Source organism: Curtobacterium sp. DN_7.5, from assembly GCF_022655355.1.
Taxonomy (GTDB): Bacteria; Actinomycetota; Actinomycetes; order Actinomycetales; family Microbacteriaceae; genus Curtobacterium; species Curtobacterium luteum.
Genome location: NZ_CP093378.1, coordinates 3,503,404 through 3,517,406, shown reverse-complemented (window position 1 = coordinate 3,517,406; position 14,003 = coordinate 3,503,404). Strand labels below are relative to the sequence as shown.

The 14,003-nt window shown below is 72.3% G+C and carries 16 protein-coding genes; 11 read left to right on the top strand and 5 right to left on the bottom strand.

Translation table 11 applies throughout. The annotated features are described in order from the left end of the window. Positions 1 to 4 precede the first annotated feature (4 nt). Positions 5 to 235 (top strand): hypothetical protein, encoded by a 231-nt coding sequence (locus MON03_RS16565; RefSeq protein WP_022902570.1) that lies wholly within the window; start codon positions 5 to 7, stop codon positions 233 to 235. Between the two features lie 46 nt (positions 236 to 281). Next, positions 282 to 482 (top strand): hypothetical protein, encoded by a 201-nt coding sequence (locus MON03_RS16560; protein ID WP_175328343.1) that lies wholly within the window; start codon positions 282 to 284, stop codon positions 480 to 482. Positions 483 to 488: 6 nt separating this feature from the next. Here the strand turns inward: MON03_RS16560 and MON03_RS16555 are convergent, their stop codons facing one another. The 3 genes from MON03_RS16555 to MON03_RS16545 form a co-directional block, all read right to left on the bottom strand. Then, positions 489 to 800, bottom strand: a complete 312-nt coding sequence (locus MON03_RS16555) for a GNAT family N-acetyltransferase (RefSeq protein ID WP_502798679.1) — start codon at positions 798 to 800, stop codon at positions 489 to 491. Between the two features lie 84 nt (positions 801 to 884). Further along, on the bottom strand, positions 885 to 1,811 hold the full coding sequence (locus MON03_RS16550; protein ID WP_242089559.1) for an aldo/keto reductase: 927 nt from the start codon (positions 1,809 to 1,811) through the stop codon (positions 885 to 887). 144 nt (positions 1,812 to 1,955) lie between these two features. Continuing rightward, positions 1,956 to 2,564, bottom strand: a complete 609-nt coding sequence (locus MON03_RS16545; protein ID WP_022903915.1) for a CG0192-related protein — start codon at positions 2,562 to 2,564, stop codon at positions 1,956 to 1,958. Between the two features lie 43 nt (positions 2,565 to 2,607). Between MON03_RS16545 and MON03_RS16540 the strand changes: the two genes are divergently transcribed. Together MON03_RS16540 and MON03_RS16535 are read left to right on the top strand one after the other, a co-directional pair. Continuing rightward, positions 2,608 to 3,465 (top strand): putative RNA methyltransferase, encoded by an 858-nt coding sequence (locus tag MON03_RS16540; RefSeq protein ID WP_242089557.1) that lies wholly within the window; start codon positions 2,608 to 2,610, stop codon positions 3,463 to 3,465. A 25-nt stretch (positions 3,466 to 3,490) separates the two neighbouring features. Next, positions 3,491 to 3,931: a polysaccharide lyase family protein gene (locus MON03_RS16535; RefSeq protein WP_175328339.1), complete on the top strand. Its 441-nt coding sequence runs from the start codon at positions 3,491 to 3,493 to the stop codon at positions 3,929 to 3,931. Positions 3,932 to 3,934: 3 nt separating this feature from the next. On the opposite strand, the gene MON03_RS16530 is transcribed toward MON03_RS16535, so the two are convergent. Both MON03_RS16530 and MON03_RS16525 read right to left on the bottom strand, forming a co-directional pair. Beyond that, complete coding sequence (locus tag MON03_RS16530) at positions 3,935 to 4,447, bottom strand: hypothetical protein (RefSeq protein WP_242089555.1); 513 nt, start codon at positions 4,445 to 4,447, stop codon at positions 3,935 to 3,937. 52 nt (positions 4,448 to 4,499) lie between these two features. Then, complete coding sequence (locus MON03_RS16525; protein WP_242089553.1) at positions 4,500 to 4,919, bottom strand: VOC family protein; 420 nt, start codon at positions 4,917 to 4,919, stop codon at positions 4,500 to 4,502. A 61-nt stretch (positions 4,920 to 4,980) separates the two neighbouring features. Between MON03_RS16525 and MON03_RS16520 the strand changes: the two genes are divergently transcribed. The 7 genes from MON03_RS16520 to MON03_RS16490 all read left to right on the top strand — a co-directional run bounded on the left by MON03_RS16520 (position 4,981) and on the right by MON03_RS16490 (position 13,981). After that, positions 4,981 to 5,922 (top strand): helix-turn-helix transcriptional regulator, encoded by a 942-nt coding sequence (locus tag MON03_RS16520; protein ID WP_242089552.1) that lies wholly within the window; start codon positions 4,981 to 4,983, stop codon positions 5,920 to 5,922. A gap of 226 nt (positions 5,923 to 6,148) precedes the next feature. Then, positions 6,149 to 6,238 carry a K(+)-transporting ATPase subunit F gene (kdpF, locus tag MON03_RS16515; RefSeq protein ID WP_042724093.1) on the top strand — a complete coding sequence of 30 codons (90 nt, stop codon included), beginning with the start codon at positions 6,149 to 6,151 and terminating at the stop codon, positions 6,236 to 6,238. Then, a complete protein-coding gene (kdpA, locus tag MON03_RS16510; RefSeq protein WP_242089550.1) occupies positions 6,238 to 7,920 on the top strand; it encodes a potassium-transporting ATPase subunit KdpA in 1,683 nt (560 codons plus the stop codon). Before kdpF ends, kdpA begins: the two co-directional genes overlap by 1 nt. A 29-nt stretch (positions 7,921 to 7,949) precedes the next feature. Continuing rightward, a complete protein-coding gene (kdpB, locus tag MON03_RS16505) occupies positions 7,950 to 10,043 on the top strand; it encodes a potassium-transporting ATPase subunit KdpB (protein WP_242089547.1) in 2,094 nt (697 codons plus the stop codon). A gap of 2 nt (positions 10,044 to 10,045) precedes the next feature. Continuing rightward, positions 10,046 to 10,648, top strand: a complete 603-nt coding sequence (gene kdpC / locus MON03_RS16500; RefSeq protein ID WP_031272388.1) for a potassium-transporting ATPase subunit KdpC — start codon at positions 10,046 to 10,048, stop codon at positions 10,646 to 10,648. 142 nt (positions 10,649 to 10,790) lie between these two features. Beyond that, positions 10,791 to 13,283, top strand: coding sequence for an ATP-binding protein (locus tag MON03_RS16495; protein ID WP_175328334.1), 2,493 nt, complete (start codon positions 10,791 to 10,793; stop codon positions 13,281 to 13,283). Then, positions 13,280 to 13,981 carry a response regulator gene (locus MON03_RS16490; protein WP_242089545.1) on the top strand — a complete coding sequence of 234 codons (702 nt, stop codon included), beginning with the start codon at positions 13,280 to 13,282 and terminating at the stop codon, positions 13,979 to 13,981. The genes MON03_RS16495 and MON03_RS16490 overlap by 4 nt, the downstream gene beginning before the upstream one ends. Positions 13,982 to 14,003 lie beyond the last annotated feature (22 nt).

The following is a 14,003-nucleotide window of genomic DNA, read 5'->3' as shown; positions in this document are numbered from 1 at the left end:
GCCCATGTCGATGAGCACACCGTTCGATCCGGAGCAGCCCGGCGCGTCCGTCCCCGTGGACGGCTCCGACGCCACCGAACTCGAGGTGGAGGAGGACCGCGGCGCCGACGTGGGCCCGGACTCGCCCGACCCGAGCGTCTCGCCGGTCGACCACCACGACGAGGACGAAGCCGGCGGTGGTCCCGTCTTCCGACGTCCGCAGGCGGGCGACCGGCTCCACACGGACGACCTCTGACGCGCTTCTTGGCGGATTGCCATGCGGGTCGGGCATGCTCGGCCGCATGTCGATCGCGAACTCCTGGGACCCCTCCGGTGGCCGGGCCATCCCCGAGGACCAGGTGAAGGAAGACGGACTCGAACTCGACGAAGAAACGGCTGCCGAGCTTGGCATCTCGTTCGACGTGGTCGGGGGTGCGTCGGCGGACCCGACGCGGGTGTCGCCGGTGGACGTCGCCGTGCCGTCACCGCCGTCTGAGGACTGACGCGCGTCAGCGCGTGAACTTGAACCCGACGTGTGACCCGACGAAGCCGAGCCGCTCGGAGAAGCGGTGTGCGTCCGTCCGGGCTGCGTCGGAGGTGAGCTGCACGAGCGACGCCCCGAGCGCCGGCGCCGCTTCGTCGGTGACCCACCGCATCAGTGCGGTCCCGACCCCGCCGGAGCGCTGCGTGCTGCTGACCCGTACGGCCTCGACGAGGAGCCTCGTGGATCCCCGACGCGCCATCCCGGGGATCCGGGTGAGTTGGAACGTGGCGACCACCCTGCCGTCCGTGGCGCACGATGTCTGCACAACCAAAGTCACCTCGAACCGCGTGGAACCCTGGTTCGAGGTGACTTTGGTTGTGCGCTGCGCGGCGTGGCGCTGCGCTGCGCGGCGCGAACGCGCTCAGGGGACGGTGTGTCCCGCCGCCGTGAAGATCCGGTACCACTCCTCGCGCGAGAGCTCCACGTCCGAGCCCGCCGCCGATTCCCGCACCCGCTGCGGGTTCGTCGTGCCGAGGACGACCTGGAAGTGCGCCGGGTGCCGGGTGATCCACGCCACCGCGATGCCGGTCGGCGTGACGCCGTGCGCCGCCGCGACCTCGTCGAGCACGTCGTTCAGCTCGGCGTAGTGCTCGCGATCGCCGAGGAACACGCCGTCGAAGAACCCCTTCTGGAACGGCGACCATGCCTGCAGCGTGATGTCGTTGAGCCGCGCGTGGTTGAGGATGTCGTTGTCCCGGTCCACGGACTGGTCGAGCCCGCCCATGTTCGCCGCGACGCCCTGCGCGATGACGTTCGCGTGCGTGATGCTCAGCTGCACCTGGTTGAACGCGAGCGGCTGGTTCACCGAACGACGCAGCAGCTCGACCTGACCGGGTGTGTGGTTCGAGACGCCGAAGTGGTGGACCTTGCCCGCCGCGTGCAGCTCGTCGAACGCCTTCGCGACCTCCTCCGGCTCGACCAGCGCGTCCGGGCGGTGCAGCAGCAGGACGTCGATGTAGTCAGTGCGGAGGGCCGCGAGGGACTCCTCGACCGACGACAGGATGTGCTCGTACGAGAAGTCGAAGTACCCCTGCCGGATGCCGACCTTCGTCTGCAGCTGGATCGCCGCACGCTCGGACGACGACAGGGTCACGGCCTCGGCGAAGCGCGCCTCGCAGCCGTGCCAGCCGCCGTAGATCGCGGCGTGGTCGAACATGGTCACGCCCGCGTCGCGCGACGCCGAGTAGAGCGCGCGGACGTCCTCGTCGCTCATGTCGTTGATCCGCATGAGACCGACGACGACGTCGGACGCGGTGAGGTCGGTCTGTGGCAACTCCAGTGTCTTCACGCCGACGATCCTGCCAGCCGGACCGCGCCGGCGGCAGGCCCTGCCGGTACCCCCGGACCGCGCGGCGCCGGCAGCCGACGAGGTCGGCCCGCGAGGCCGACCGGCGCGCGCGGCTCGACCGGCGCGCGGGGCCCGGTCGGCGCGCTACACGAGGACGACGAGCACGCCGGACCCCGTCGCCCACGTCGCCCGCAGGGTCTCGCCCGACGGCACCGGCGAGCCGACGACCCGGAGGACCACGAGCTCCCCGTGCCCCGTGGCGATCGTCGTCTCGCCCTCCTCGGTCCTGGTGTCGACCGCCGTGACCGTCGGCGACGACGGTGCCGATCCGCTGCCCACCGCCGTGGCCTCCTTGTCGAAGGACCCGGCGCCGTCCGCGCGTTCGAGTTCGGCCTCGTGCCCACCGGTCGCGATCGCGCGGCGGACCACGTCGGCGTAGACGGGGTCCCCGGTCGCGTCGTACACCCAGCGCCGACCGAGCACGGAGTGGTCCATCTCGGTCACCAGGAACGCGTCGGCACCGCGGAGCGGCGCAGCCCGGTAGGTGAGCGGTGCGTGCAGCAGCCGACCGGACCCGGTGCGGACGACGATCGTCTCGACCCCGACCTCGCCTGCCGGGTCGTCGAAGCGGAAGCGGCCGACGACCTCGACCGCCTCGCCGGGCGTGACGCCGCTCCAGGGCTGCAACGGCAACCAGACGGCGAGCGCCTCGGCCTTGGAGGGGCGGAGGACCGCCTCGTGGATGATCGCCATGACCAGAACCTACCGGTGCGGTCGGCGGCCCTACGCTGGACGGGTGCGCGACGACCTGCTCCCCGTGCTCGCGTGCCCGGTGTGCGCCGAGTCGCTCGCCCGCGTCGACGAGCAGATCGGCTGCGCGAACGGGCACCGCTTCGACGAGGCGAAGCAGGGACACCTCACGCTGCTGCCAGCCAAGCGACGCGCACTCACGGCGGACACTCCGGAGATGGTCGACGCGCGGCTCCGGTTCCTCGGCCGCGGCCACTACGCGCCCGTCGAGCGGGCGATCGCCGCGATCGTCGCCGCGGCGCCCGCCCCGGGCATCGTCCTCGACGTCGGTTCCGGTCCGGGGACCTACCTCGCGCATGCGCTGCGCGCGGCGGACGGGAGGCCCGGGGCCGGGTCCGACGCACCCCGCACGTCCGACGCGGGTGCTGCCCGGCTCGGGGTGGCGCTGGACCTCTCGCCGATCGCGATCCGGCGCGCCGCACGCGCCCACGAGCGGGCCGGGGCCGTCGTCGGGGACGTGACCGAGCGCCTCCCGGTCGTCGACGGAGCGGCCGCGGTCCTGCTGGACGTCTTCGCGCCCCGCAACCAGCGCGAGTACGCGCGGGTCCTGCACCCCGACGGCGTGCTCGTGGTGGTGACGCCACGGACCGGCCACCTGGCGGAGCTGGCGGCGGCGACCATCGCCGTCGACCCGGAGAAGGACCGGCGCCTGCACGACTCCCTGACGCCGGCGTTCGCCCGCCGGTCCAGCGAGGACCTGACGTGGACGATGGACCTCAGCGCCGAGGACGTCCACGACGTCGTGCACATGGGTCCCAGCCACCACCACGTCCCCGAGGGCACCGAGTTCGACGCGGCCGAGGTGACCGCTGCGGTGACGGTCAGCACGTGGACTCCCGCCTGAATCGTCCTCAGGGCATGATGAGCCAGTGACACGCATCCACTCGCGCTTCGTCGCCGCCCTCGTGCTGACCCTCGCCGTGAGCGGCGTCCTGGTGGGGTGTTCCGCGTCGCCGGTGTACGGCCCGACGGCGGGCTGCCTCCCCCGGTTCACGGTCACACCGGGCACCGTCCGCGCGGGTGACACGGTGATGTTCGCCACCGACGACGAGTGCGACGTGCACGTGCCGGACGGCGGGTGGCGCATCGAGGTGCAGCACGGGGGCGAGAACGTGCCGGAGGACACCGCGTTCGCCGATGCCGCGCGTTCGGACGACGCGTTCGACGGATCGTGGTCGGTGTCCGTCCCGGTACCGTCCGACATCGAGCCCGGGGACGCCTCGGTCTCCATCGCGAACTGGGACTACGCGCCGTGCCCGGACGACGCGAGCTGCGCGGGGCCGTCGCAGAGCTTCACGGTCGCGCGCTGACCCTCACTCGCCCCTGGCCGCCCGCCGACGAGCGACGTGCGCCCGACCACGGGCGCGGTCCACCGCCAGGCCGACCTGCACGAGCAGGAACCCCAGGCCGACGACCCCGGCGGCGATCGGGGTGACGAACAGTTCGAGGTCGATGCCCGGCGTTCGCCACCAGTCGATCGACCAGCCGGCGACGGCCCCGAACAGCAGCACGGCCACTCCGGTCCACCAGCCGCGGCCGGGCAGGGTCCGGACGCCGAACGCCGCGAGGACGACGAGCACCCACGAGCCGATCGGCGCGAAGGAGCGGGGGTCGTTCGTCCCGCACGACGACACGGCGCACTCCCACACCACGGTGTGCGCGACGCCCGCGTACCAGCGCACGAGCAGGCATGCGGCCACGAGGGCGAACAGCCCGATCGGGGGCCCGGCCCAGCGTCGGACCCGGGCGGACCGGGAGCGACGGCGTCGCGTCCCGGTCCATCCCTGGCCGAGCTCGTAGCCGGGCATCGGTCGGTACTCGGGCATGCCGGCACCGTACCGGCTGACGGATTCCGTGCAGAAGTGCTCCGGAAAGCCGTCAGGCCTGCGGTGCGGCCACGTCGAGCGCCCAGATGACGCCGAAGCGGTCCCGGAGCTGCCCGGCCAGCGGCGCCCAGGCCGACGGCGCGAGCGGCTGCCGGACCTCGGCGCCGTCGAGCAGCCCGGTCCAGTACCGCTCGATCTCGGACGCATCGTCCCCGTGGACGTACACGTAGAAGGCGTTGCTGCCCTGGTCGTACTGCTGGCCAGGCCACACGTCGAACGCCATGATCCGGAAGCCGGCGTCAGTCGCCACCTGCCCGAAGACGATGCGGTCGGCCCAGGCGGGCTCGTCGGAGGCGCCCATCGCGCCGTAGGTCATGGACGCGACCTCGCCGCCGAAGACACGGGCGTAGTGGTCGAGGGCCTCGCGGGCCTGTCCGTCGAAGTTGAGGTGGGTCGTGGTCTCGATGCTCATGGGACGAGCTTGTCGCGCAATGCGGTCAGATCGTGACCGCTTCTTCCTCGATACTGGACGCATGTCCGGACCGTCCTCGCGCATGCTGACGCTGCTGTCCCTGCTGCAGGTGCACCGGGACTGGCCGGGCGACGAACTCGCCGGGCGTCTCGAGGTCAGCCCGCGCACGCTCCGTCGCGACGTCGACCGGCTCCGCGAGCTCGGCTACCGCATCGAGGCGCTCCGGGGTCCGGCCGGCGGGTACCGGCTCGCCGCGGGGGCGGACCTCCCGCCGTTGCTCTTCGACGACGACCAGGCCGTGGCGATCGCCCTCGCCCTCGCGGTCGCGCCGGCGTCGGGCGCCGACATCGCGGAGGGCGCCGTCCGTGCGCTCGCGACGATCCGGCAGGTGCTGCCCGAGCGGCTCCGGAACCGTGTCGGCACGGTCGACGTCGTGACGACTGCCGCGAGGACGACGGTCGACCCGGACGTGCTCGTGCAGGTCAGCCGAGCAGTGTCCGCCCAGGAGGTCCTCCGCTTCGGCTACGGACCGGACGAGCACCCCCGCCGGGTGGAGCCGCACGCCGTGGTCGCCCGGTCCGGCCGCTGGTACCTCCTGGCGTGGGACCTCGAACGGACGGACTGGCGGACGTTCCGGGTCGATCGGATCACGCCTCGGGCGCCGACGCGGCTCCGGTTCACGCCACGAGCGGTCCCCGGCGGCGACCCGGCGTCCTTCGTGGCGGCGCGCTTCAAGGGGTCCGCGGTCGAGGACGCCTGGCCGTGCACCGGTACGGTCGAGCTCCAGTGCCCGGCGAGCGCGGTCGCGCCCTACCTGGACCCCGCCGACGTCCTCGAAGCGACGGGTCCGGAGCGGTGCCGCCTGACCATCGGTTCGTGGTCGTGGGAGGCGCTGGCAGCACGGGTCGGCGGGTTCGCCGTCGACTTCACCGTGCTGGGTCCGCCGGCCTTGCGCGCGGCCACGGCGGCGCTCGGGGCCCGTCTCCACGCAGCGTCCCGTTAGGACCGCGCACGCGTCCGTCAGGACGGCGTCAGGATTCCGTTAGGACCGGCCTGGAGGCGCGCCACCGGTCGCACCATCGGTGACGCACCAGCAATGGTGCGGCCCGCACCGCCCGGTGGCGGGCCCGTGCAACCTACGGAGTCCTCGTGTTCGACGTGTTCGTCGTCGCCGGTGTCCTCGCCGTGTTCGGCGTGGTCGCCCTCATCGCCAAGGGGTTGGAGCGGCTGTGATCGGCATCACCATCGCCGCGGCCGTCCTCGGCGTCGCCGCTGTCGTCTACCTGGTCTGGGCGCTCGTCCGGCCGGAGAAGTTCTGATGAGCGGGGACACGTGGGCCGGCATCGCCCAGGTCGCGCTCCTCGTCCTGCTCCTCGTCGTCTGCTACCGCCCGGTCGGTGACTGGATGGCGAGCGTCTACACGCCCGTCCGGCACAACCGCGTCGAGCGCGGCGTCTACCGGGTCATCGGTGTCGACCCCGACGCCGAGCAGTCCTGGGCCGCATACCTGCGCGGTGTGCTGCTCTTCAGCGTCGTCGGGCTCCTCGTCGTCTACCTGCTCCAGCGCATCCAGGTCGTGCTGCCGGGGGACCTCGGGCTGCCGAACGTCGGGCCGTCGCTCGCGTTCAACACGGCCGCGTCCTTCGTCGCCAACACGAACTGGCAGTCCTACTCGCCTGAGGCGACGGTCGGCTACACCGTCCAGATGGCGGGTCTCGCGGTGCAGAACTTCCTCTCCGCAGCCGTCGGCCTCGCGGTCGCCGTGGCACTCGTCCGCGGGTTCGCCCGTCGGAAGTCCGGCACGCTCGGCAACGTCTGGGTGGACGTCGTCCGCGGCACCGGACGCCTGCTGCTCCCCGGAGCCTTCGTCTTCGCGATCGTCCTGGTCGCAGGCGGTGTCATCCAGTCGTGGGGGGCCGGCACGGACGTGACCACCCTGATCGGCGGGACGCAGCACATCCCGGACGGCTTCGTCGCGTCACAGGAGGCCATCAAGGAACTCGGCACGAACGGTGGCGGCTACTTCAACGCCAACTCGGCGCACCCGTTCGAGAACCCGCAGGCGTGGACGAACCTCGTCGAGATCTTCCTCATGCTCGTCATCCCGTTCTCCCTCCCGCGCACCTTCGGCCGCCTGGTCGGCGACGACCGCCAGGGGTACGCGATCCTCACCGTGATGGGCGCCATCTTCCTGGTGTCGCTCTCGGTCATGTCGATCGCCGAGCTCGGCGGGGGCGGCGCGGCCACGCACCTCGCCGGTTCCGCGATGGAGGGCAAGGAGGCGCGCTTCGGCATCCTCGGCTCGACCCTCTTCTCGACGGCGACGACCTCCACGTCGACCGGCGCGGTGAACGCGATGCACGACAGCTACACGCCGATCGGCGGCATGATGGCGCTGCTCAACATGATGCTCGGCGAGATCAGCCCCGGTGGGACGGGATCCGGCCTGTACGGCATGCTCGTCCTCGCCGTGATCACGGTGTTCATCGGCGGACTCCTCGTCGGTCGCACGCCGGAGTACCTCGGCAAGAAGATCCGCGCCCGTGAGATGACCTTCGCGGCGCTGTACATCCTCGTCACGCCCACGCTCGTGCTGCTCGCCACCGGGCTGTCCCTGGTGATCCCGGGCGTCCGCGAGCAGGTCGTCGGGACGTCGATCTTCAACCCGGGCAACCACGGCCTGTCGGAGCTCCTCTACGCCTTCACCTCGGGCGCGAACAACAACGGCTCGGCGTTCGGCGGCCTCACCGCGAACACCACCTGGATGAACTCCTCGCTCGGCGTCGTGATGCTCCTCGGACGCTTCGTCCCGATGGTCCTCGTCCTGGCGCTCGCCGGGTCGCTCGCCCAGCAGGACAAGGTGCCCGCGACCTCGGGCACGCTCCCGACCCACCGGCCGCTCTTCATCGGCCTCCTCGGTGGCGTCGCGGTGATCGTCACCGCCCTCACCTACTTCCCGGTGCTCGCACTGGGACCCCTCGCAGAAGCGCTCGCACGATGAACGCGCCGTCGACGTCCAAGGACACCACCATGACCACCGCGACCTCCGCTCCGGAGGCGACCACCGCCTCCAGGCCGGCCACCTCGTCCGCCTTCGGACCCCGCCAACTGGCGGCGGGCCTCCCGGGCGCCCTCCGCAAGCTCGATCCGCGCCTCATGTGGCGCAACCCCGTCATGTTCATCGTGGAGGTCGGCGCCGCCCTGACCACCGTCTCGCTGTTCGTCGAGCCGTCCGCCTTCACCATCGCGATCGCCGTCTGGCTGTGGCTGACCGTCGTCTTCGCGAACCTCGCCGAGTCCGTGGCCGAAGGCCGCGGCAAGGCGCAGGCCGACACCCTGCGCAAGACGCGGTCGACCACGAGCGCCCGCCGGGTGCTCCGCTACGACCAGTCCGACCCGGCGGCCACCGGCAACGAGACCGAGGAGGTCGCGTCGGTGGACCTCGCCAAGGGCGACGTCGTCGTGGTCGTGGCCGGTGAGGTGATCCCCGGCGACGGCGACGTCGTGGACGGCATCGCGTCCGTCGACGAGTCCGCGGTGACCGGCGAGTCCGCGCCGGTCATCCGGGAGTCCGGCGGCGACCGCAGCGCCGTCACGGGCGGCACGCGGGTGCTGTCCGACCGGATCGTCGTGCGCATCACGTCGACCCCGGGCGAGACCTTCATCGACCGGATGATCCGGCTCGTCGAGGGCGCCGCCCGCCAGAAGACGCCGAACGAGATCGCGCTGAACATCCTGCTCGCCTCGCTGTCGATCGTGTTCGTGATCGTCTGCCTCACCATGCAGCCCATCGCGGGCCTCGTCGGTGCGACCGTGAGCATCCCGGTGCTCATCGCCCTGCTCGTCTGCCTCATCCCGACCACGATCGGTGCGCTCCTCTCCGCGATCGGCATCGCCGGCATGGACCGCCTCGTGCAGCACAACGTCCTCGCGATGTCCGGTCGAGCGGTCGAGGCGGCGGGCGACATCACCACCCTGCTGCTCGACAAGACCGGCACGATCACGTACGGCAACCGTCGGGCGTCCCGTGTCGTGCCGGTGCCGGGCGTGACCGAAGCCGAGCTGATGGAGGCCGCCGCGCTGTCGAGCGCCGCCGACAGCACCCCCGAGGGCCGCTCCATCGTCGACCTGGCCGCCGAGGCCGGGATCGGCGCCGGGCTGCCCGTCGGAGCGGTCGAGGTGCCGTTCACCGCACAGACCCGCATGTCCGGGCTCGACCTCACCGACGGGACCGAGGTCCGGAAGGGTGCCGCGGCCGCGGTGCTCGCGTGGGCCGGGGCAGCCGACCCGGCCGTCACCGCCGCGATCGACGCCACCGTGGCCGAGGTCTCCGACCAGGGCGGCACCCCGCTCGTCGTCGCCCGTCGCGCGCCCGGCGGTGCCGTCGACCTGCTGGGTGTCGTGCACCTCAAGGACGTCGTGAAGGACGGGATGTCCGCACGCTTCGCGCAGCTGCGGGAGATGGGCATCCGGACGGTGATGATCACGGGCGACAACCCGCGCACCGCGAAGGCCATCGCGGCCGAGGCCGGCGTCGACGACTTCCTCGCCGAGGCCACCCCGGAGGACAAGCTCGCCCTCATCCGCAAGGAGCAGGAGGGCGGCAACCTCGTCGCGATGACCGGTGACGGCACGAACGACGCCCCGGCCCTGGCCCAGGCGGACGTCGGCGTCGCGATGAACACCGGCACCACTGCGGCGAAGGAGGCGGGCAACATGGTCGACCTCGACTCCGACCCGACCAAGCTCATCGACGTCGTCCGGATCGGCAAGCAGCTGCTCATCACCCGCGGCGCGCTCACCACGTTCTCGATCGCCAACGACGTCGCGAAGTACTTCGCGATCATCCCGGCCATGTTCCAGCTGGCGTTCCCGGGGCTCGCGGCGCTCAACGTGATGGGGCTGCACAGCCCGTCGTCCGCGATCCTGTCCGCCGTCGTCTTCAACGCGCTCGTCATCGTGGCGCTCATCCCGCTGTCGCTGCGCGGCGTCAAGTACCGCGCAGCGTCGGCATCGTCGATCCTCGGCCGCAACCTGCTCCTCTACGGCGTCGGCGGCGTGGTCGTCCCCTTCATCGGCATCAAGCTGATCGACCTCGTGGTCGGTCTCATCCCGGGGTTCTAGTCATGGCATCAGCACGTTCCACCTTCCGTTCGACGGGTGTGGCCATCCGCCTCACCCTCCTCAGCACCGTGGTGCTCGGCATCGCCTACCCCCTCGCCGTCTGGGGCGTCGGGCAAGCCGCCTTCCACGATCAGGCCAACGGCTCGATGGTCACCGACTCGTCGGGGAAGGTCGTCGGGTCGTCCCTGATCGGGCAGTCCTTCGACGGGTCGTCCGCTGCCCGCTGGTTCCAGTCCCGACCGAGCGCCGCGGGGGAGAAGGGCTACGACGCGAACGCGTCCAGTGGCTCGAACCTCGGCCCGAACAACCCCGACCTGGTGAAGGCCATCCGGGAGCGCCAACAGGCGATCGCGAAGGCCGACGGGGTGCCCGCCAGCCAGGTCCCGGCCGACGCCGTCACCGCCTCGGGCTCCGGCCTCGACCCGGACATCAGCCCGGAGTACGCGCTCCAGCAGGTGTCCCGCGTCGCGTCGGCTCGAGGCATGTCCGAGTCGGCCGTCCGGACGCTCGTCGACGAGCACACCGAGGCCCGCCAGCTCGGGTTCCTCGGCGAGCCCGTGGTGAACGTCCTCGAGCTGAACCTCGCGCTGGCGAAGGCCTCCTGACGGTGGTGCCGATCGCTTCCGCACAACCGAAGTCACCTCGCACCGCGCCGAACCGTGGCGCGAACCGACTTCGGTGGTGCGAGGAGCATCGGCACCGCCCCGTCCACCACCACCGCGACGACCGACGCGAGAGGATGAGCACGTGAAGCGAGGCAAGCTGCGGGTCCTGCTCGGCGCGGCACCCGGCGTGGGCAAGACCTACACGATGCTCGAAGAGGGGCACCGGATGGCCGCCGAGGGCCGGGACGTCGTGGTCGCAGTCGTCGAGACCCACGAGCGCGCCGCCACCGCCGCCCTCGTCGACGGTCTCGAGGTCGTGCCCCGCCGCGTCGTCGAGCACCGCGGGGTGCAGCTCGACGACATGGACCTCGACGCCGTCCTCGCCCGCCGGCCCGACGTCGCCCTCGTCGACGAGCTCGCCCACACGAACGCTCCCGACGGGCGCCACGAGAAGCGGTGGCAGGACGTCGAGGAACTGCTCGCCGCCGGGATCTCCGTCGTCAGCACCGTGAACGTCCAGCACATGCAGTCCCTCGGCGACGTCGTCCGCGAGATCACCGGCACCGTGCAGCGGGAGACCGTCCCGGACGCCGTCGTGCGCGCCGCCGACCAGATCGAGGTCGTCGACCTGTCCCCGGCGGCCCTCCGCGACCGGCTCTCCGACGGCCTCGTGTACCCGGCGGCGCGGATCGACGCGGCACTCTCGAACTACTTCCGCCTCGGCAACCTGACCGCCCTCCGGGAGATCGCGCTGCTGTGGCTCGCGGACGAGGTCGACGACGCGCTCCGCGCCTACCGCGCCGAGCACGGCATCGACCACCGTTGGGAGGCACGGGAACGGGTCCTCGTCGCCCTCACCGGCGGCCCCGAGGGCGAGACGCTGCTCCGTCGCGGCGCACGCATCGCCGCCCGCAGCGCCGGCGGCGAGCTGGCGGCCGTCCACGTGACGACGAACGACGGCCTCCGCGAGCGGCACCCGGGTGCACTCGGCAAGCAGCGGACCCTGCTCGAACAGCTCGGCGGGACGTACCACCAGGTCGTGGGCGACGACGTGCCGACGACCCTCGTGCGCTTCGCGAAGTCGATCGACGCCACCCAGATCGTCATCGGCGTCAGCCGTCGCAGCCGTGTGGCCGCGGCGATCACGGGTCCGGGCATCGGCAACACGGTGATCCGCGAGTCGGGCGACATCGACGTGCACGTCGTCACGCACGAGCGGGCCGGCGGCGGGTTCGCCCTGCCGCGGCTCGGGGGCAGCCTGTCCCGCGGCCGCATCGTCGCCGCGTTCGTACTGTCGCTCGTGGCCGGCCCGCTGCTCACCTGGCTGCTGTCGCTCGGCAAGGACCCGGACGCCATCACGGTCGACGTGCTCGCGTACCAGCTGCTCGTGCTCGTCGTGGCACTCGTCGGCGGCATGTGGCCCGCAGTGTTCGCCGCCGTCCTCTCCGGTCTGAGCCTCGACTTCTTCTTCGTGCAACCCCTCTACATGGTCACCGTCCAGCAGCCGTGGCACCTCGTGGCGCTCGTCATGTACGTCGTGAGCGCCGTGCTCGTCAGCTTCGTGGTGGACCGGTCGGCGCGGCGCTCCCGTGCGGCACGCCGTGCCGCCGCCGAGTCGGGCCTGCTCGTCGGCATCGCCGGGAGTGTCCTCCGCGGCGACGACGCGCTCCAGGCGCTGCTCGACCGGACGCGCGAGGCGTTCGGCTTCGCGGGCGTGCGGATCCGGCAGGGCGACGACGTCCCGGCCACGTCGGGGACGTTCGGCGACGCGCCGGACGCGGCCACGACCCTCCCGTCCGGTGCCGTGCTCGAGTTCGCCGGTGCACCCGACGACCCGACCCAGCGCCGCCTGCTGCGCGTCGTCGAGCAGCAGCTCGACGCCGCCGTGGAGCACCGCGAACTCACCCGCACCGCCGTCGACGCGGAGCGGATCGCCGCGGCGGACCGCGTCCGCAGCGCGATCCTCGCGGCCGTCGGCCACGACGTGCGGCGGCCGATCGCGGCCGCCTCCGCGGCCGTGCAGACCCTCCGCGCCGGCGACATCACGCTCTCCGAGCCCGACCGGGAGGCACTGCTCGCCACCGCCGACGAGAGCCTCGGCCACCTGGCGGTGCTGTTGGCCGATCTGCTCGACGTCAGTCGCGTGCAGGCGGGGGTGCTCGCCGCGCGCCCGGTCCCGACCGCGCTGGAGACGGTCGTCGCACCGGCACTCGACGAGCTCGAACTCGGCCCCGAGGACGTCGACCTCGACCTGCCCGCCGACCTGCCGCCGGTCCTCGCCGACCCCGTGCTGCTCCAGCGCGTCGTCGTGAACCTGCTCGCGAACGCCAGCCGCTACGCCCCCGAGGGGACCCGGGTGCGCGTCGCCGCGAGCGCCTTCGGCGGCGGTGTCGAACTGCGCGTCGCCGACCACGGCCCCGGCATCCCGGAGGACCGCCGCGGCGAGGTGTTCCAGCCCTTCCAGCGCCTCGGCGACACCGACAACGACACCGGGCTCGGCCTCGGCCTGGCGCTCGCCCGCGGCTTCACGGAGGGCATGGGCGGCACGATCGAGGTCGACGACACCCCCGGCGGTGGTCTCACCGTCGTCGTGCGGCTGCCGATCGCCGGCCACGTGGGGGTGTCGGTCCTGTGAGCACCAAGGTCCTCATCGCCGACGACGACGCCCAGCTCGTCCGGGCGCTCGCCGTCACCCTCGCCGCCCGCGGCTACGACGTCGTCACCGCACGGGACGGCCGCGCCGCACTCGACGCCGTCATCACCGAACGGCCGGACCTCGTCCTGCTCGACCTCGGCATGCCCCGGCTCGACGGCATCGGCGTCCTCGAGGGGCTCCGCGCCTGGACGCAGGTGCCCGTCCTCGTGCTCTCCGGGCGCACCGACTCCTCCGACAAGGTCGACGCCCTCGACGCCGGGGCGGACGACTACGTCACGAAGCCGTTCCAGATGGACGAGCTCCTCGCCCGGCTGCGGGCGCTCGGGCGTCGTCAGGCCGCGGTGGCCGCTTCTGCCGGGGGTGCGCCGACCGTCGCGATCGGCGAGCTCGTGGTCGACCTGGTCGCGAAGCAGGTCACGCCGCCGACCGGTCCCGCGATCCGCCTGACGCCCACCGAGTGGCGGTTGCTCGAGGTCCTCGTGACGAACCCCGACCGGCTGATGACCCGCGAGATGCTCCTGACCGAGGTCTGGGGGCCGTCCCACGGCAACGACTCGGGGTACCTCCGGCTCTACATGGCGCAGCTCCGACGGAAGCTCGAGCCCGACCCCGCGAACCCGCGGTTCCTCGTCACCGAGTCGGGGATGGGGTACCGCTTCAGCCCCGGGCACGCGTGAGCCCCCCGGCGAGCACGAGCAC